19 protein-coding genes are annotated in these 17,770 nt (G+C 72.8%); 11 read left to right on the top strand and 8 right to left on the bottom strand.

Annotation, left to right across the window (positions count from 1 at the left end):
- Positions 1-47: 47 nt before the first annotated feature.
- From ABZ671_RS10270 to ABZ671_RS10260, 3 genes are read left to right on the top strand one after another with little or no spacing between them, the layout of a single operon-like run.
- The gene (locus ABZ671_RS10270; protein WP_357854419.1) at positions 48-365 is read left to right on the top strand and encodes a DUF2516 family protein; all 318 of its coding nucleotides are present in this window, start codon (positions 48-50) and stop codon (positions 363-365) included.
- Positions 362-1,249 (top strand): alpha/beta hydrolase, encoded by an 888-nt coding sequence (locus ABZ671_RS10265; RefSeq protein WP_357854416.1) that lies wholly within the window; start codon positions 362-364, stop codon positions 1,247-1,249. Before ABZ671_RS10270 ends, ABZ671_RS10265 begins: the two co-directional genes overlap by 4 nt.
- Before the next feature lie 11 nt (positions 1,250-1,260).
- Positions 1,261-1,998: an alanyl-tRNA editing protein gene (locus ABZ671_RS10260; RefSeq protein WP_357854413.1), complete on the top strand. Its 738-nt coding sequence runs from the start codon at positions 1,261-1,263 to the stop codon at positions 1,996-1,998.
- 11 nt (positions 1,999-2,009) lie between these two features.
- Here ABZ671_RS10260 and ABZ671_RS10255 read toward each other — a convergent pair whose 3' ends face one another.
- Positions 2,010-2,696, bottom strand: a complete 687-nt coding sequence (locus ABZ671_RS10255) for a nucleotidyltransferase domain-containing protein (protein ID WP_357854411.1) — start codon at positions 2,694-2,696, stop codon at positions 2,010-2,012.
- Between the two features lie 76 nt (positions 2,697-2,772).
- On the opposite strand from ABZ671_RS10255, the gene ABZ671_RS10250 reads away from it, so the two are divergent.
- Positions 2,773-3,687, top strand: coding sequence for an SDR family oxidoreductase (locus ABZ671_RS10250; RefSeq protein WP_357854408.1), 915 nt, complete (start codon positions 2,773-2,775; stop codon positions 3,685-3,687).
- On the opposite strand, the gene ABZ671_RS10245 is transcribed toward ABZ671_RS10250, so the two are convergent.
- Positions 3,678-4,688: a YafY family protein gene (locus tag ABZ671_RS10245; protein ID WP_357854405.1), complete on the bottom strand. Its 1,011-nt coding sequence runs from the start codon at positions 4,686-4,688 to the stop codon at positions 3,678-3,680. The two genes, ABZ671_RS10250 and ABZ671_RS10245, sit on opposite strands and share 10 nt — an antisense overlap.
- A gap of 76 nt (positions 4,689-4,764) precedes the next feature.
- Between ABZ671_RS10245 and ABZ671_RS10240 the strand changes: the two genes are divergently transcribed.
- Both ABZ671_RS10240 and ABZ671_RS10235 read left to right on the top strand, forming a co-directional pair.
- Positions 4,765-5,556 (top strand): EI24 domain-containing protein, encoded by a 792-nt coding sequence (locus tag ABZ671_RS10240; RefSeq protein ID WP_357854402.1) that lies wholly within the window; start codon positions 4,765-4,767, stop codon positions 5,554-5,556.
- 1 nt (position 5,557) lies between these two features.
- A complete protein-coding gene (locus tag ABZ671_RS10235; protein WP_357854399.1) occupies positions 5,558-6,076 on the top strand; it encodes an O-acetyl-ADP-ribose deacetylase in 519 nt (172 codons plus the stop codon).
- Here the strand turns inward: ABZ671_RS10235 and ABZ671_RS10230 are convergent.
- Together ABZ671_RS10230 and ABZ671_RS10225 are read right to left on the bottom strand one after the other, a co-directional pair.
- Complete coding sequence (locus tag ABZ671_RS10230) at positions 6,069-6,974, bottom strand: GNAT family N-acetyltransferase (protein ID WP_357854396.1); 906 nt, start codon at positions 6,972-6,974, stop codon at positions 6,069-6,071. The genes ABZ671_RS10235 and ABZ671_RS10230 overlap by 8 nt on opposite strands.
- A gap of 89 nt (positions 6,975-7,063) precedes the next feature.
- Entirely contained in the window at positions 7,064-7,819 is a 756-nt protein-coding gene (locus ABZ671_RS10225) for a maleylpyruvate isomerase family mycothiol-dependent enzyme (protein WP_357854393.1), read from the bottom strand.
- Between the two features lie 70 nt (positions 7,820-7,889).
- Between ABZ671_RS10225 and ABZ671_RS10220 the strand changes: the two genes are divergently transcribed.
- Positions 7,890-8,981 carry a UDP-N-acetylmuramate dehydrogenase gene (locus ABZ671_RS10220; RefSeq protein ID WP_357854390.1) on the top strand — a complete coding sequence of 364 codons (1,092 nt, stop codon included), beginning with the start codon at positions 7,890-7,892 and terminating at the stop codon, positions 8,979-8,981.
- Positions 8,982-9,012: 31 nt separating this feature from the next.
- Here the strand turns inward: ABZ671_RS10220 and ABZ671_RS10215 are convergent, their stop codons facing one another.
- The gene (locus tag ABZ671_RS10215; protein WP_357854387.1) at positions 9,013-9,792 is read right to left on the bottom strand and encodes a class I SAM-dependent methyltransferase; all 780 of its coding nucleotides are present in this window, start codon (positions 9,790-9,792) and stop codon (positions 9,013-9,015) included.
- Between the two features lies 1 nt (position 9,793).
- Positions 9,794-10,558 carry an SDR family oxidoreductase gene (locus ABZ671_RS10210; RefSeq protein WP_357854384.1) on the bottom strand — a complete coding sequence of 255 codons (765 nt, stop codon included), beginning with the start codon at positions 10,556-10,558 and terminating at the stop codon, positions 9,794-9,796.
- A 170-nt stretch (positions 10,559-10,728) separates the two neighbouring features.
- On the opposite strand from ABZ671_RS10210, the gene mshA reads away from it, so the two are divergent.
- From mshA to ABZ671_RS10195, 3 genes are all read left to right on the top strand, one after another.
- Positions 10,729-12,081, top strand: a complete 1,353-nt coding sequence (gene mshA / locus ABZ671_RS10205) for a D-inositol-3-phosphate glycosyltransferase (RefSeq protein WP_357854381.1) — start codon at positions 10,729-10,731, stop codon at positions 12,079-12,081.
- A 74-nt stretch (positions 12,082-12,155) separates the two neighbouring features.
- The gene (locus ABZ671_RS10200) at positions 12,156-12,689 is read left to right on the top strand and encodes a YbjN domain-containing protein (protein ID WP_357854379.1); all 534 of its coding nucleotides are present in this window, start codon (positions 12,156-12,158) and stop codon (positions 12,687-12,689) included.
- 188 nt (positions 12,690-12,877) lie between these two features.
- Positions 12,878-13,738, top strand: coding sequence for a hypothetical protein (locus ABZ671_RS10195; RefSeq protein ID WP_357854376.1), 861 nt, complete (start codon positions 12,878-12,880; stop codon positions 13,736-13,738).
- Positions 13,739-14,104: 366 nt separating this feature from the next.
- On the opposite strand, the gene ABZ671_RS10190 is transcribed toward ABZ671_RS10195, so the two are convergent.
- Positions 14,105-15,382, bottom strand: coding sequence for an MFS transporter (locus ABZ671_RS10190; RefSeq protein WP_357854849.1), 1,278 nt, complete (start codon positions 15,380-15,382; stop codon positions 14,105-14,107).
- 118 nt (positions 15,383-15,500) lie between these two features.
- Positions 15,501-16,793, bottom strand: a complete 1,293-nt coding sequence (locus ABZ671_RS10185) for an MFS transporter (RefSeq protein ID WP_357854373.1) — start codon at positions 16,791-16,793, stop codon at positions 15,501-15,503.
- 150 nt (positions 16,794-16,943) lie between these two features.
- On the opposite strand from ABZ671_RS10185, the gene ABZ671_RS10180 reads away from it, so the two are divergent.
- Complete coding sequence (locus tag ABZ671_RS10180) at positions 16,944-17,711, top strand: phosphoglyceromutase (RefSeq protein ID WP_357854371.1); 768 nt, start codon at positions 16,944-16,946, stop codon at positions 17,709-17,711.
- The last annotated feature ends 59 nt before the right edge of the window (positions 17,712-17,770 follow it).

The following is a 17,770-nucleotide window of genomic DNA, read 5'->3' as shown; positions in this document are numbered from 1 at the left end:
CAGCGTCCTCTCGGACGTTTCCGGGGTCTGGGCATAAGCTTGCCGACATGGCCTACGCCGCGCCGATCTTCGTGTTCCATGTCACCGCCGTGATCGAGCTGATTTTGCTCGTCTTCGCGCTGGTGATCGAGGGCGTCTCCCTGGTGCACGCGATCACCCAGCGCTCCGACGCGTTCGGCGCGATCGGCACCCTGCCCAAGGGCGGCTGGATCGCGATCCTGGGGATCTGCCTGATCCTGACGCTGCCAGCGTTCGGCTTCGGCCCGCTGAGCATTTTTGGCCTGGTCGGTATCGCGGCAGCTCTGATCTACCTGTTGGACGTTCGGGTCGGGCTGCGCGACCTGCAGGACGGCCGAGGCTGGTGAGGGGATTCCGCTGGCCCCCGCCGCCGGACGGCGGCCCGCGTACCTGGGGCCCCGGCCCCGGCGGGCCCCGCACCGGCCGGCCGGCGCTGCCCGAGCCGGCGACCGAACTGGTCACCACTCCACATGGTGTTCGACTGGAGCGGCTGGTCACCGGCGCCGGTGATCCGGCGACGGTGTTCGCGCACGGGCTCGGCAGCGGCATCGCCACCACCCGACCATTCGGCAGCGCGGTCACCGGCCGCAAGATCTTCTTCCAGTTCCGGGGGCACGGCCGCTCCGACTCGCCGCCCGGGCCGTGGACCTATCTGGACCTGGCCCGCGACCTGCGGTCCATAGCCGACCTCGGCGGCGCCACCCGGGCCTTCGGGGCGAGCCTCGGTGCGGGTGCGCTGTGCCGGCTGCTCGCCGAGAGCCCGGAACGCTTCGAGAAGCTCGTCTTCTTCCTGCCCGCCGTGCTGGACACCCCACGGGGCGAGGTGGCCCGCGCCCGCCTGTCCGATCTGCTCGACGCCGTGGCGGACGGGGACGCCGCCGCGCTGGCCGACGCGGTGTCGCTGGAGCTGCCGCCGGACGTGCGTAACACTCCGGCGGGGTGGGCGTACCTGCGGCAGCGGCTGGACCAGCTGCTGCGGGACGGGCTCGCGCCGGGGCTGGCCAGCCTGCCGGAGCAGGCCCCGCTGCGGGATGCGGCCGTCCTGGCCTCGGTCACCGCGCCGGCGCTGGTGATCGGCTGCGCCGGTGACGACCTGCACCCGGTGGCGGTCGCCGAGCAGTTGGCCGCCGTGCTCCCGCACGCCACCCTGCACGTGTACGACCGGCCGGGCGTGCTCTGGACGGACCGCGCCGACCTGCGGGAGCGGATCTCCACCTTCCTCAACGGGTAACGTCCACTGTCATGGGTGTCACACATCATGGTCGTACGCACCGTCTCGACCTCGCCGACCCCACCCTGCGGGAGTGGGCGTGCACGGTGCTGGCGGCCGATCCCGAGCAGGGCATCGTGCTGGACCGGTCGGCCTTCTACCCGGGCGGCGGCGGTCAGCCGCCGGACCACGGGGTGCTGCTCTGGCAGGGCGCGCAGACCCGGATCGTCGGCACCCGCAAGGGCGACGACCTCTGGCTGATCCCGGCCGAGGGTGACCCGCTGCCGCCGGTCGGCACCGCGGTCACCGGCGCGGTCGAGGACGCCCGCCGGACCATGCTGATGCGGACCCACTCCGGCCTGCACGTGCTCTGCGGGGTGGTGTTCCGCGACTTCGGCGCGCTGGTCACCGGCGGCAACATGGAGCCCGGCGAGGCCCGGATGGACTTCAACCTGCCCGAGGTGCCGCCCGACTTCAAGAGCCGGATCGAGGAGCTGGTCAACGCCGAGGTGGCCGCCGACCGGGCGGTTGCCGTGCGGGTCCTGCCCCGGGCCGAGGCGCTGGCCCTGCCGGACATCATCCGTACCCAGTCCAACCTGATCCCGCCCGACGAGCAGGAGGTCCGGATCGTCGACATCGTCGGGCTGGACGTGCAGGCCGATGGCGGCACCCACGTCGCCTCCACCGCCCAGATCGGCAAGGTCCAGGTGGTCAAGGTCGAGAGCAAGGGCCGGGCCAACCGCCGGGTCCGCGTACGCCTCGCGGACTGACCGGTCGGGGTTCAGTCCCGGTACCAGGTCGGCGGCAGGTGGGCGGCTCGCACGTCGATCAGCCAGCGTTCCACGGTCTCCTCGTCCGGGCGGTCGGGTAGCGGGGTGTGGATCTCTTCGAAGTCGCGCTCGGCCGCGGCGACGAGCGCCTCTGCCTCGTCCAGCGCGCCGCCCGCGACCCGCTCGCCGAAGGCCAGGAACCACTCCGGGTCGGCCAGCCGGATCTCCAGCACCCCGGTCGCGTAGAGCACCCGGCCCTGGTGCAGCAGCCGAGCCAGATGCCGGGCGTGCTTCGCCGACCGCCGCCGACCACCGATGCTGGAGTCCCGGGTGGTCAGTTTCCGGAACTGTTGGGTGGCGTACCCGAGGTAGGCGTCCCGGACCCGGGGCGCGCTGAGGAACGCCGAACGGATGGCGACGAGTCGTTCGCCGAGCTCGGTACGGGTTTCGTAGCAGTCGTCCGGCAGCCACATCAGCTCGGTGGCGGTGGGGTTGCCGCTCAGCGCGAGGCGGCAGTATTTCCCGGCCTCGTGAAAGGTCACGTCCGGGTTGGTGGTGACCACCGACTCCCGGGGCGGGTGCAGGCCGTGGAACGCGATCGTCTGCGCCGCGAAGACCCCGATCCGGTCCACGTCCGAACCGGGGCCGGCCAGCCCGTAGGCGACCGAGCCGACGATCCCGGAGAGCAGCAGGTGCATGCGGCCATGATGGCGGATCCCGATCGGCCGGAAAACCGGACTTCGGCTGTCAGGTATCGGTGCCATCGTCGTCCGCATGACGCAACCGTTGACAGGGAAGATCGCGCTCGTCGCCGGGGCGACCCGGGGCGCCGGCCGGCAGATCGCCGTCCAGCTCGGCGCCGCCGGGGCCACCGTCTACACCACCGGCCGGAGCACCCGGGAGCGCCGGTCCGAGATGGACCGGCCGGAGACCATCGAGGAGACCGCCGAGCTGGTCACCGCGGCCGGTGGCACCGGCATCGCCGTCCCGGTCGACCACCTCGACCCCGACCAGGTACGCCGCCTGGTCGGGCGGATCGACGCCGAGCAGGGCCGCCTCGACGTGCTGGTCAACGACATCTGGGGTGCCGACCCGCTGATCACCTGGGAGAAGCCGGTCTGGGAGCAGCCGCTCGACGCCGGCTTCCGCACGCTCCGGCTGGCTGTGGACACCCACATCATCACCAGCCACTTCGCGTTGCCGCTGCTGATCCGCAACCCGGGCGGCCTGGTCGTCGAGATCGGCGACGGCACCAAGGACTACAACGACACCACGTACCGGCTCTCGGTCTTCTACGACCTGGCCAAGGTGTCGGTGAACCGGCTCGCCTTCACGCAGGCGCACGAGCTGGCGCCGCACGGCTGCACGGCGGTGGCGCTCACCCCCGGCTGGCTGCGGTCGGAGCTGATGCTGGAGCTCTTCGGCGTCACCGAGGAAAACTGGCGCGACGCGCTGGCGAAGGAGCCACACTTCGCCATCTCGGAATCGCCCGCGTTCGTCGGGCGCGCGGTCGCCGCGCTGGCGGCCGATCCGGACCGGGCCCGGTGGCACGGACGGTCCGTCTCCAGCGGCGAGCTGGCCAAGGTGTACGGCTTCACCGATCTCGACGGGAGCCGGCCGGATGCCTGGCGCTACGTCGTCGAGGTGCAGGACGCCGGCAAGCCGGCCGACGTCACCGGCTACCGCTGACCCCCCGCCGGCCCGTCCGCCCCCGCCGACGCCTCGGCGTAGAGCGCGGCCGAGCGGCGGGCCGCCTCGGTGAAGCGGTCCCGTAGCTCCGGCGGGTCGAGCACCTCCACCTCCGGTCCCAGCCGGAGCAGCACGTCGTACGCCACCGGGACGGACTCGACGGGCAGGCGGGTCACCACCCAGCCCTGCCCGTCGGGCTCGCCCGCCCTGGCCACCGCCTCCTCGTACGCGAAGGCGGCCTCCGCCACGTGCCGGAGAGCGCGCAGGCCGGCGGCGCTGAGCCGGACGGTGACCTCGGCCCGCAGCAGCTCCCGCAGGAACGCCTCGGCCTGCCGGCGCCAGTACGCCCCCAGGTCGAAGCCCTCGTCCCGGTCGAAGGTCTCCTCGCCCACCTCGACGCCGACCACCCGGTCCACCCGGTACGTGCGGTACCCGTCGCCGACCCGGCCGACCAGATACCAGACGCCGCTCTTCAGCACCAGCCCGTACGGCGCGACGGAGCGGGTCACCTCCCGCTCGCCCCGGCGGTAGCGCAGCTCCACCACCCGGTCCCGCCAGACCGCCCGGGCCAGCTCGGCCAGCCACGGTGGTGGAGTGGCGTCGCGGAACCAGCCCGGCACGTCGAGGTGGAACCGCTGCCCGGTCCGGGCCGGCGCGTCCCGCAGGCTCGGCGGAAGCGCGGCGAGCACCTTCAGCTCGGCGGCGGCCACCGCGTCGGCGAGCCCCATGTCGCCGGCCGGCCCGGGCAGCCCGGCCAGGAAGAGCGCCTCCGCCTCGTCCCGGGTCAGCCCGGTCAGCCGGGTCCGGTAGCCGCCGAGCAGGCGGTAGCCGCCGGCCCGGCCCCGGTCGGCGTACACCGGCACCCCGGCGGCGGAGAGCGCCAGCACGTCCCGGTAGACGGTCCGCTCCGAGACCTCCAGCTCGCGGGCCAGCTCGGCCGCGGTCATCGTGCCCCGCGACTGGAGCAGCAGCACCACCGAGATCAGCCTGGACGCCCGCACCCGTCCATCCTGCCCCCGTGCCCGGTCACCGCCCGTCGGAGGCGGGTAGGCCCCGGTCGTACTAGGCTGCTCAGTCGTGGACGTGACCAGCATCGCGCGTCCGGTGACCGGGGCGGTCGGTCGGTTCTTCTCCGGTGCCGGGCTGCTCCTGCGCGGAATCGGTCTCTACGTGCGCAGCCCCGGCCTGATGCTGCTCGGCGTCGTGCCGGCGCTGATCTCCGGCGCCCTCTTCGTCGGCGCCTTCGTCGCCCTCGCGTACGTCGTGGACGACCTTGCCGCGCTGGTCACCCCGTTCGCCGACGACTGGCCGGCGACCTGGCGGGGCCTGGTCCGGGCGATCGCCGGGCTGGCGCTCCTGGGGCTGGGTGGGCTGCTCGGGGTGCTCACCTTCACCGCGGTCACCCTGGTCATCGGCGACCCGTTCTACGAGGCGATCTCCGAGCGGGTCGAGGACCGGCTCGGCGGCACCCCGGGCGCGGTGGAGGTGCCGTTCTGGGCCTCGCTGCGACGCAGCCTCGCCGACTCGCTGCGGCTGGTGGCCGTTTCCGCGCTGCTCGGCGTACCCCTCTTCGCGGCCGGCTTCATCCCGGTGGTCGGGCAGACGGTCGTCCCGGTGATCGGTGCGGCGGTGGGCGGCTGGTTCCTCGCCGTGGAGCTGGTCGGTGCGCCCTTCTACCGGCGCGGCATGGGGTTGGCGGAACGCCGGGCGCTACTGCGGGTCGACCGGCCGACCACCCTCGGCTTCGGGGTGGCCGTCTTCGTCTGTTTCCTGATCCCACTCGGCGCGGTGCTGGTCATGCCGGCCGCCGTCGCCGGGGCAACCCTGCTGGCCCGCCGGTCGCTCGGCCAGCCCGTCGAGGAGATCTGACGTGGAGCTCACGCTGGTCGAAGGGGACATCACCGCCCAGCGCGTCGATGCGATCGTCAACGCCGCCAACTCTTCGCTGCTCGGCGGCGGGGGAGTGGACGGCGCGATCCACCGCAAGGGCGGACCGGCCATCCTCGAGGAGTGTCGGGCGTTGCGCGCCTCCCGCTATCCGGATGGCCTGCCGACCGGCCAGGCGGTGGCCACCACCGGCGGCAACCTGCCGGCCCGCTGGGTGGTGCACACCGTCGGCCCGGTCTTCTCCGCGCGCGAGGACCGGTCGGTGCTGCTGCGCGACTGCTACGCCAAGAGCCTCCAGGTCGCTGACGTGCTGGCCGCCACGAGCGTCGCCTTCCCGCTGATCTCCGCCGGCGTCTACGGCTGGCCGATCGAGGACGCGGTACGCCAGGCGCTGACGGCGTTGAACGCGGCCATCCCGAGGCACGTCACCGAGGCCCGGCTGGTCCTCTTCGGCGCAGACACGTACGCGGTCGCCGAGCGGGTCGCGGCTGGGCTCAGTTGAGCTCGCGCAGGCAGGACCACTGGGCGGCCACCGGCCGGTAGCCGAGCCGGGCGTTGACCGCCAGCATCGGCGCGTTCGCCTCGTCGTTCGAGGTGTACGCGATTCGTACCCCCGACTCGGCGGCCCGGTGCAGCGCGGCCTGCTTCGCCAGTCGGGCCAGCCCGCGCCCGCGATGCGCCGGCACGGTGCCGGTGTATCCCGACCACATCCGGTCGCCGTCCCTGATGACCAGGCTGACCGCCACCGGCGTGCCGTCCACCTCGGCCACCGTGCTGGCGTTCCGGTCCAGCCCCAGGTTGTGCCAGACCTCGTAACACCAGATGTCGTAGCCCATGGCGTCCGTCGGGACGTCGCCCGGTTCGTCCAGCGACGACTCGGCGTCCACCCGGTGGATCTGGCGCGGGTCCACCTCGGCGGCCGGCAGCAGCCGTACGCCCGGCGGCAGCTCCGGCATCGACGGGGTGGGCCGTAGGTCGAGCGCGGAATAGCGCATCTCCCGGCTGGGCGTGAACCCGTGCTGGCGGGCGAACGGCAGGGACCCGGGCTGGGCCCAGGTGAGCACCCGCCGAGCGCCGATGCCGCGCAGGTGGCCGAGCGCGGCGTCCAGGAGCGCGGTGCCGACCCCCCGGCCCCGGTGCGCCGGGTGCACCTGCAGGGTGGAGACCTCCCCCATGCCCGGCTCCGAGGTCTGGCTGTTCCGGTACGCCGACGCCCAGCCGACCACCTGCCCGTCGAGTTCGGCCACCCAGGCGGTCCAGTCCTCCCCTGGCGGGGGCTCGGCGATCATGCGGCGGGTCGACTCGACCCCGCGTACCAGGTACGGGTGGACAACCGCGCGGAGCGCCACGACGGCGGGCGCGTCCTCGGGACGGGCGGGGCGGATCAGGGTGTTGATCATCAGCCGACCCTAGTTGCTGACCCGCCCGTCCGGCGACGTGTTAATAAGGGGCCCCTGTACCACGCGAGGCGTTAACAGGGGGCCCCTCCTTACCCCACCCGCAGGCCGTCGAGGAGTTGGCGGTCGCCGGCCACGCCGAGGGCGTCGAAGCTGATCCGGCCCATCAGGGACAGCAGCAGGTCGCTGGCGGTCCCGGTGACCTGTGCCCGGGCCCGGTGGTCGTCGTGGTCGAGGATGGTCGCGGTGTCCAGCAGAGCCACCCCCTCGCCGCGCAGCCGCAGGTACCACTCCTGGGCGGCATCGGTCGCGGTCAACTGCACCACGCCGTGCCACTGGCCGGAGTGGATCCGCCTCCCGGCCGGCAGCCAGGTGTCGAGGGCCTCGCTCACCCCGTCGGCCGCGAGCTTGGCCTCGACCGGCTCGCCGGCACCGATCGCGAGCTGGGCGTCCCAGCGGTGCACCGCGGTTTCCAGCGCCATCCGACGCGGCCAGAAACCGGCCTTCTTCGGCTGTGGGGCGAAGTTCCAGGCCGGCGCTTCCGGGTCCACCGCTTCGAAGGCCGCCACGAGTTGGTCGTACTCCCGGCGGTACCACTCGACCGGGGTCAGGCCGGCCGGTGGCTCGGGGTCGTGTCGCTCCGGCCGGCTGGTCGTCCCGGCGGCCAGGACCGTGCGGGTCCAGACGTAGGCCCTGGCGAGATGGTGGGTGAGGTTGGAGACCGTCCAGCCGGGACAGGAGAGCACGGGTGTCTCCGGGGGTGCCTCCGACACTGCGGCGGCGAAGGCGGGGCCCTCGGTCCGCAGCGCGCCGATCCAGAAGTCCTTCGTGACGTGCAGTCTGCCCATCGCAATCCTCCCGGGGGTGACCGGGCCACCAGTGAGTGCCGCGGCTACCCCTCAGCCTAGGGTGAAAGGCGTGTCAGACGTCTACGCCGAACCGACGACCGAAGCCTTCCAGGCCGGTCCGGCCACCCTGGCCCGCTACACCACGCTCCGCCTCGGTGGCCCCGCCGCCCGGCTCGAGACGGCCACCAACGCCGAAGAAATCGTACAAAAAGTACAGGAAGCGGAAGCGCGGGATGAAGGGGTTCTCATCCTGGCTGGCGGTAGCAACGTGGTGATCGGCGACCAGGGCTTTCCCGGCACGGTCGTCCTGATCCGTTCCCGGGGGTTCCGGGTGGTCGCCGAGGACCCCGACACGGTCACCGTGCGGGTCGAGGCCGGCGAGCGCTGGGACGACCTGGTCGCCGCCACGATCGAGCGGGGCTGGTCGGGGCTGGAGTGCCTCTCCGGCGTGCCCGGCTCGGCCGGTGCCACACCGATCCAGAACGTCGGCGCGTACGGCCAGGAGGTGGCCGAGACGATCATGGCCGTCGAGGCGTACGACCGTACCCACGGCGAGATCGTGCGGCTCGCTGCGGCTGACTGCGGGTTCGCGTACCGGGGCAGCATCTTCAAGTACAGCGACCGCTGGGTGGTGCTCTCGGTCGATTTCCGGCTGGCCCGCTCCCCGCTGTCGACCCCGGTGCGCTACGCCGAGCTAGCCCGGGCGCTCGGCGTCGAGGTGGGCGACCGGGTGCCGCTGGTCGACGCCCGGGCCACCGTGCTGCGGCTGCGCGCCGGCAAGGGCATGGTGCTCGACCCGGCCGACCCGGACACCTGGTCGGTGGGTTCGTTCTTCACCAATCCAGTGCTGGAGCGCGAGGCGTACGAGTTGCTCCGGGAGCGCGCCGCCGACCTGGGCGAGCCGCCCTCCTGGCTGGGCGCCGGAGACGTGGTCAAGGTCAGCGCCGCCTGGCTGATCGACAAGGCGGGCTTCGGCAAGGGGCATGTGGGCCCGGACGGGGTGGCCATCTCCAGCAAGCACACCCTCGCCCTCACCAACCGCAGCGGCACCGCCCCCACGGCGGCTTTGATAGCCCTGGCCCGGCAGATCCGCGACGCCGTCGAGGACCGCTTCGCCGTAACCCTCCACCCCGAACCCGTCCTCATCAACTGCACCATCTGACCCGAGCCTTCGCCCGCGTGGACGGGTGGGGTCAGGTGGGGGCTACTGCGGGGTAGGGGAGGGTTAGGGTGCCCTGGCGCCAGTGGCGGGGGTTGGCAGCTATGGGCCAGCCTGCTGCGCGGACGGCTTGGACCGCGTGTAGCCAGCGCTGGCGGGGGCCGAAGGGTGCGTAGCCGGCGGCGGCCTGCCAGGCGTCGTCCAGGGCACCGATCAGGTCGTGGATCCGCTCGCCCGGGACGTTGCGGTGGATCAGCGCCTTCGGCAGCCGCTCGGCCAGCTGAGCCGGCCGCTCCAGGGTGGTCAGCTTCGCGGCCAGGGTCAGCGTGCGCGGGCCGCCCGCGTCGAGCAGCACCCAGCTACCGAGCCGGCCCAGCTCGTCGCAGGTCCCCTCGACCAACAGCCCGCCCGGAGCCAGCCGGCCGGTGACCGTACGCCAAGCGCCGGCCACCTCGCCCTCGTCGTACTGTCGCAGCACGTTGAACGCCCGGACCAGGGCGGGTCGGAGCCCGGCCAGTTCGAAACCACCCCGGGCGAAGGTCAACCCGGGCGGAGCGGCGGCGGGCTGGGCGGCGGCCACGCGTACCGGATCGATCTCCAGGCCGACCACCCGGACGTCCGCGCGGACCCCGGCCGCGAGGCGGGCCCGCAGCTCTACGGCGGTCACCGGGGTGGCACCGTAGCCCAGGTCGACGACCAGCGGGTCGGCCGCCGTGCGCAGCGCGTCGCCGCAGGTCTCGACGATCCAGTTGTCCACCCGCCGGAGCCGGTTGGGATTCGTCGTCCCCCGGGTGACGACGCCCTGCGGCTTCACCTCAGCTCGCCCGGTGCACCTTGTGCTGGGCGGCCTGGGCCAGCGGGCGAACCACCAGCTGGTCGACGTTCACGTGGTGCGGGCGGGTGGCGCACCAGGCGATGCAATCGGCGACGTCGTCGGCGACCAGCGGCTCGGCCACCCCCGCGTAGACCGCCGCGGCCCGTTCCGCGTCGCCGTCGAAACGGACCAGGCCGAACTCCTCGGTCTGCACCATCCCGGGGTCGACCTCGATCACCCGGACCGGCCGGCCGCAGAGCTCCAGCCGGAGCGTGCCGGCGATCGCGGTCTGCGCGTGCTTGGCGGCGGTGTAACCACCCCCGCCCTCGTAGACGACGTGGCCGGCGGTGGAGCTGACGATCACGATGGTGCCGGCGCCGGACGCCTCCAGCGCGGGCAGCACCGCCTTGGTGACCCGGAGCGTGCCGAGCACGTTCACGTCGTACATCCACTGCCAGTCACCGACGTCACCGGACTCGACCGGGTCCAGGCCGCGCGCCCCGCCGGCGTTGTTGACCAGCAGGGTGACCGGGCCGGGCGCGGCGGCAACCGCCGTCGCCAGGCCGGCGACCGACTCGTCGGAGGTGACGTCGCATCCCACCGCGGTGGCCGTGCCGCCGGCGGCCTCGATCTCGGCCACCAGGCCGGCCAGCCGGTCGGTACGCCGGGCGGCGGCGAGCACGTGGAAACCCTCGGCGGCCAGCCGGCGGGCGGTGGCCGCACCGATTCCGCTGGACGCCCCGGTGACGATGGCGACGGAGGTCATCCGGTCATTCTCCCCCGCCCCCGCGCCAGCGCCGCGATGAGGTCCGTCACGCCCCGGACCGGCCGGTACGCATTTTCGAACCCCGATCGGGAAGATGGCATCCGGCGCGGAGGTTGTCCGAGAAGCGCCGGTCGTGCGGGACGGCAGCAACCGTGACAGAGGGAGCGGACGTGGCGGAAATGCACACCGGTGTCGGTCGTCAGCGGGGTGCCCTGCCGTGGCCACGGCCGCGCCGAATCGCCACCGTCTCGGTGCACACCTCGCCGCTGCACCAGCCCGGCACGGGCGACGCGGGCGGTATGAACGTCTACATCCTGGAGGTCGCCCGGCGGCTGGCCGAAGCCGACGTCGAGGTGGAAATCTTCACCCGGGCCACCTCCGGCGACCTGCCGCCGGAGGTCGAGATGGCGCCCGGCGTGCACGTCCGGCACGTCACCGCCGGCCCCCTCGAAGGGCTGACCAAGGAGGAACTGCCCGGCCAGCTCTGCGCCTTCACCGCCGGCGTGCTGCGCGCCGAGGCGGCCCGCCCGCCGGGCCACTACGACCTGATCCACTCGCACTACTGGCTGTCCGGTCAGGTCGGCTGGCTGGCCAAGGAGCGCTGGGGCGTGCCGCTGGTGCACACCGCGCACACTCTCGCGAAGGTCAAGAACGCCCAGCTCGCCGCCGGGGACCGGCCCGAGCCGAAGGCCCGGGTCATCGGCGAGGAGCAGGTGGTCGCCGAGGCCGAGCGGCTGGTCGCCAACACTCGCGTCGAGGCCCGTGACCTGATCGGCCGGTACGACGCCGACCCCGCCCGGGTGGCCGTGGTGGAACCCGGCGTCGACCTGGACCGGTTCCGTCCGGCGCCGGGCGACCGCGAGTCCGCCGTGCGTGCCGCCCGCCGCCGGCTCGGGCTGCCCACCCGGGGGTACGTGGTGGCCTTCGTCGGCCGGATCCAGCCGCTCAAGGCCCCGGACGTGCTGATCCGGGCGGTGGCCGCGCTGCGCGAGGGGGATCCCGCGCTGGCCGACGAGCTGACCGTGGTGATCTGCGGCGGCCCCAGCGGCAGCGGCCTCGACCGTCCCACCGCCCTGATCGAGCTGGCCGGCTCGCTCGGCGTCGCCGACCGGGTGCGCTTCCTGCCGCCGCAGACCGGCGAGGACCTGCCCGCCCTCTACCGGGCCGCCGACCTGGTCGCGGTGCCGTCCTACAACGAGTCGTTCGGGCTGGTCGCGCTGGAGGCCCAGGCGTGCGGCACGCCCGTCGTCGCCGCCGCCGTGGGTGGCCTGGTCACCGCCGTACGCGACGGGATCAGCGGTGTGCTCATCGACGGCCACGACCCGGTCGACTGGGCCCGTACGCTGGCCCGGTTGCTGCCTGACCGGCTGCGCCGAGCCAGCCTGGCCCGGGGTGCGGAGCAGCACGCCCGCAACTTCTCCTGGCACCGCACCGTCTCCGGGCTGCTCACCGTCTACGGCGAGGCGATCGCCGAGCACCGCGACCGGCTCGCCGCCGATTCCGCCCTGTCCTGCTCCTGGTGACCTGTCGCCGGGGCGGGTCGGGGTGACCTGTCGCGCCGGGGGCCGGTCGGGCCGGCAGCCGTAGAGTGGGTGCGATGAGCCGCAGGAGTGAGGTCGCCGCGCTGATCGAGGCGTTCTGCGCCGAGCGTGAGCTGGCGTGGGAGTCCACCGGCGAGGCGTCGTACGCGGTCACCCTGCCGGGGACGCACAAGCTCAAGACGATCTGCAACCTGATCGTCGGCGAGCATGCGTTGCGGATCGAGGCGTTCGTGATGCGCCAGCCGGACGAGCGCCGCGAGGAACTCTGGGCCTGGCTGCTCCAGCGCAACGCCCGGATGTACGCCGTGTCCTTCTCCATCGACACCGTCGGCGACGTCTACCTGACCGGACGGGTCAACCTGGCCGGAGTGGACGAGGCCGAGTTGGATCGCCTCCTCGGCGCCGTGCTGACCTACGCCGACGAGTCCTTCGACCGCATGCTGGAGATCGGCTTCGGCACCGCCATCCGGCGGGAGTGGGAGTGGCGGGTCAAGCGCGGAGAGTCGACGGCCAACCTGGCCGCCTTTGCCCACCTATTCGCGCCGTCGACCGGCACTGCGTCGGGCTCCGGCGGTTCGGACCCGTCCTGACGGGTATGCCGCACCGCGCGGTGCGGCATGTTGGGACCCACCGCGGGCCGAGGACGGACTGTCGAGGAGCGTGTCCCATGGCTCAGCGCAGCAGCTCAGGTCGCGGCACGACTGCGACGAGGACCAGACCGCAAACCGGCAACCGGACCCCGGGCACGCCGGGCGTCTCCGAATCCGAGATCTCCCGGATGCGGGTCGACGACCTCCGTAGCCAGCTCCGCCGGCGCGGGGTCACCGGTATCTCCGCACTGCGCAAGCCGGAGCTGGTGAAGACGCTGACGAAGACCCTTCGCGCGGAGAGCCGTGGCGGCGGCGCGGCACGTAAGGCAACCGGGCCGGCCGGTCGCGCCGCCACGAAGAAGGCGGTCGCCCAGAAGGCCCCGGCGAAGAAGGCCGCGGGCAAGGCGGCACCCGCCGCGAAGGCCACCGGTGCGCGGGCGAAGACGGTGTCTGCGGCGAAGAAGGCGCCTGCGGCGAAGAAGGCGCCTGTGGCGAAGAAGGCGCCTGTGGCGAAGAAGGCGCCTGCGGCGAAGAAGGCGCCTGCGGCGAAGGCCGTGGCCAAGAGGGCGCTCGCCGCGACGAAGGCGGCCCCCGCGAAGCGGGCGGCGCCGCGCGGTACGGCGGCGGCAGCCGGCGTGGGTGGGCGGGTGGCATCCGCGAGGAGGACGGTGGCGACGCCGGTCCGGACCGGCCGTACCTCGGCCCGCTCGGTGCGGTCGTCCCAGCAGATCACCTCGCTTGAGGATCGTCCGGAACGCCCTGGTCGGAGCCTGGTGACTGCCAACCACGACGTGATTCAGCGCTGGGCACGGGCCCGGGGTGCCAGGCCGGCCACCATCGCCGGCACTGAGCGCGAGGGACGGCCCGGGGTGTTGACGTTCAACATCCCGGGGTGGCGGGAGAGCAGCCGGATTCGGGAGATCAGCTGGGAGGACTGGTTCCGGACGTTTGACTCACGGCGGCTGAACCTGATCTACCAGGAGCAGCTCCGGGACGGCCGGCAGAGCAACTTCTTCCGAACGGAGTCACCCGACCGGGAGGACGCCTGAGGTTTAGGGGAATGGCCGGCGGGAAAACGCTGTTGGCCACCGGAGATGCCCGGAAGCCGGACGGCGGATTTCCGGCCCGGGGCTGTGACGGGCAAGACAGCGGCCCGAGTTGAATCCAGAATCCGGGCGAACTAACTTTATTGCACCGCGCCCCGCTTGTAATCGTTCGGGGGAGCGGCGGATCGATCAGATCCGCGCAAGCGAGGCGCGAGGGATCGGATGGGGCACACCGTTGGGGGACGGTGCCATCCGAGGAACCGGCGGCGCGAGCGGGCGACGCTTACGGGGGTGAGTGTCGCCCGCCGCCGCCGGGTGTACGGAGCGCCCATCACGACGGGGGTCGGGGTGGGCGCTCGGCGTATCCGCTCAGCCGCGTACCGGTTCCGCTTCCTGTCGCGACGCTCGTAGGGCGGCGACCCGGCGTTCCCGAGACGGCCCTGTGAGCAGGTGACCGACCGCCGCGACCACACCCAGCCCGCCGACGACGAGCCAGTGCCGGTCGCCCAGGTGCTGGAGGCTCAGCCCGCCCAACGCCGGTGCCACGAAGGACGCCGCCGGGAAGGTGAGGTAGAAGACCGACTGGTAGCGGGCCCGTAGTTCCGGCGGCGCCAGGTCCGCGTTGATCTGCGCGTTCGGTGGTGCGGCGAGCATCTGGCCGACCGTCCAGACCACCGCTGCGCCGAGATAGAGCGGCAGGTGGTCGGCGACGGTCAGGATGCCGAAGCCGAGCGCCATCAGCCCGGTGGAGACCGCGAGGACGCGCGACTTGCGGTACGGCTCGATCAGCCGTGGCACGAAGAGCTGCCCGGCCACGATCAATGCGCCGCCGAGCGCCACCACCAGCCCGTACGCCGAGGGACGCAGGCCGTCCGCCCGCATCGCCAGCGGCATGATCGTCGAGGTCTGCATGGTCAGCACGGCCAGCAGGAAGGTCAGCCCGACGAAGACGAGGAACGTGCGGTCGGTCAGCGCGGTGTGCAGACCGGGCCGCCGGAACCGGCCGGGCCGACCCGGGCCGATGGGGGTGGCGCCGGTGGCGGACGCCCGGGCGGCGTGGGGAAGCGTCTCCGGAACCTTCAGCGCGATGACGGCCGCGGCGGCCAGGGTCGCCGCGGCGTCGACCAGGAAGAGCGCGACGAAGCTGGCCTCGGCCAGCACGCCGGCCAGCAGCGACGCCACCGCCATGCCGAGGTTGAAGGCCCAGAACTGGAGGTTGAAGGCGCGCGAGCGGCGCGCCTCGGGCACCACGTCGACGATCGCCGCGACGAACGCCGGACTGGGCATCGAGTGCACCACCCCGACCAGCGCGGCCAGCGCGGCGATCACCGCCAGGTGCCGGCTGGCCGCCAGCCCCGCCATCAGCCCGGCCGCGCCGAGGTGCGCGGCGAGCAGGGTCGCCCGCCGGCCCCACCGGTCGGCCAGCACCCCACCGAGCAGCGTTCCGACCGCCCCGCCCGCCCCGTACGCCCCGACCACCAGGCCGGCGAGGGAGGCGGAGGCACCGCGTGCGGCGGTCAGGTAGAGCGAGAGGAACAGCATCGCGAAGGCGCCGGCCCGGTTGATCAGCAGCCCGGACCAGAGGTACCAGAAGGTGGCGGGCAGCCCGCCGGCTGTGTCGTCCCACCAGCGCCGCAGGCCGTGCACCCGGTCCTCCTGAAGGTCCGCCGCGTCGGTCGGTGTGCGGCATGTCGGGGTCAAAACCATCGGACGATGCCACATGTTGCCGTACCCCGAGTCGATCAACCCCGGGCAGGGCGTACCGCTAGGAGGCGGTGCCGGCGGGCTCGGCCACCCGCGGGGCCGGCGTGCGGGCCACGGTGACCGGCCGGACCGGCGTCGCAGGGGCTCGGAGCTGGGCGGCGCGCCGCTCCCGAGCCGGGCCGGAGATCAGGTGCGCGACCGCCATCGCGCCGCCGATCGCGGCGCAGCCGAGCCAGAGTGCGGTGTTGCCGGCGTGCTCCCGGACCAGGCCGCCGAGGATCGGGGCGGCTGCCCCGGCCAACTGCCACGAGAGCGAGAAGACGCCCTGATAGCGGCCACGGAGCGCGGCGGGAGAGAGTTCGGCGATGAGGGTGGCGTTGGACGGCGAATTGAGCATCTCGCCGACCGTCCAGATCAGCACGGTCAGCCCGTAGAACCAGGCCGCGCCGGCGAACGCGGTCAGCCCGAAGCCGGCGCCCATCACCAGCGCGGCGAGGGCCAGCACGTGCGACCGGCTCCGGCCCTTGATCAGGCGGGGTACGAAGAGTTGCCCGACCACGATCAGCACCCCGTTGAGCGCGATCACCGAGCCGTACGTGGCGGGGCTCAGGCCGGCGTCGCCCATCGCGATCGGCAGCATGGAGATGTGCTGCAGGAAGACCAGTGCGCCGAACAGGTTGAGCGCCACGAAGCCCAGGAAGACCCGGTCGCGCAGGATGATCCGCAGGGTGCCGGCGGGAGCGGTGCCCTTGACGGCTGGGCCGGTCGACCGGGTCTCCCGGACGCGAGTGAAGATGACCAGCGCGGTGACCAGGGTGGTCGCCGCGTCGACCAGGAAGAGCAGCAGGTAGCCGGCCTGGGCGGCGGCGCCGGCGAGCACCGCGGCGCAGGCGAAGCCGAGGTTGATCGCCCAGTAGTTCAGCGTGAAGGCGCGCAGCCGGTCCTTTTCCGGCACCACGTCGATGATCATGGCACCGAACGCCGGTCGGGCCATCTCCGCGAACCCGCCCAGCAGCAGGGCGCCCAGCGCGACCGCCCAGAGCGGCCGGGCCAGGCCGAGCGCGACCATCATGGTGGCCGCGCCGAGATGCGCGGTGAGCAGGGTGGGCCGCCGTCCCCACCGGTCGGTCAGGGTGCCGCCGATCGTGGTGCCGATCGCGCCGCCGACGCCCCACATTCCGATCACCAGGCCGGCCTGCGAGGCCGAGAAGCCGCGGGCCTGGGTGAGATAGATGGCCAGGAAGACCAGGACGAACGAGCCGAGCCGGTTGATCAGGGTGCCGGTCCAGAGGTACCAGAAGGCTTTCGGTAGCCCACCCGTGGTGTCCCGGAGCCAGCCCCGTACCGTCCGCATCCCGACGCCCCCGTTCGGTAATGACCAATGTCTTTATAGCGCCTTACAACCTAGTCCCGTTCCGGAACGCCGGTCAGCAGGTTTTCCACGTGGTGGTCGTCACCACCGGTCCCCGCGTGTCCGACCGTCGGGTACGGCAGGATGATCGGCATGACTGCGAGCGAGGGGCCTACCGTCGGGACGCTGGTCCTGCTGCGGCACGGCGAGAGCGACTGGAACGCCAAGAACCTCTTCACCGGCTGGGTCGACGTCGACCTGACCGCCAAGGGAGAGAGCGAGGCGCGGCGCGGTGGTGAGCTGCTCCGCGAGCACAACCTGTTGCCGGACGTGGTGCACACGAGCGTGCTGCGCCGGGCGATCCGTACCGCCGAGTTGGCGCTCGACGCCGCCGACCGGCACTGGATCGCGGTGCGCCGGTCGTGGCGGCTCAACGAGCGGCACTACGGCGCGCTCCAGGGCAAGAACAAGAAGCAGACCCTGGAGGAGTACGGCGAGGAGCAGTTCATGCTCTGGCGCCGGTCGTACGACACGCCACCGCCGCCGATCGACGACAACGACGAGTGGTCCCAGGTCGGTGACCCCCGGTACGCGCTGCTGCCGACCGAGCTGATGCCGCGTACCGAGTGCCTCAAGGACGTCGTCGAGCGGATGCTGCCCTACTGGTACGACTCGATCGTGCCGGACATCCTGGCCGGCCGGACGGTGCTGGTGGCAGCGCACGGCAACTCGCTGCGCGCTCTGGTCAAGCACCTCGACCAGATCTCCGACGAGGCGATCGCCAAGCTGAACATCCCGACCGGCATCCCGCTGCGTTACGACCTCGATCGCGACCTGCGGCCGCAGACCCTCGGCGGGACGTACCTCGACCCGGAAGCCGCCAAGGAGGCCGCCGCCGCGGTCGCCAACCAGGGCCGTTAAGTGCAAGGAGGGGCCCCTTGTTAACGCCCGGCGTTAACAAGGAGGGGGGCCCCTTGTTA

Source organism: Micromonospora sp. NPDC006766 (assembly GCF_040636055.1).
In the GTDB taxonomy this organism is placed as follows: domain Bacteria; phylum Actinomycetota; class Actinomycetes; order Mycobacteriales; family Micromonosporaceae; genus Micromonospora.
This window is presented reverse-complemented; position numbering and strand designations above follow the sequence as displayed.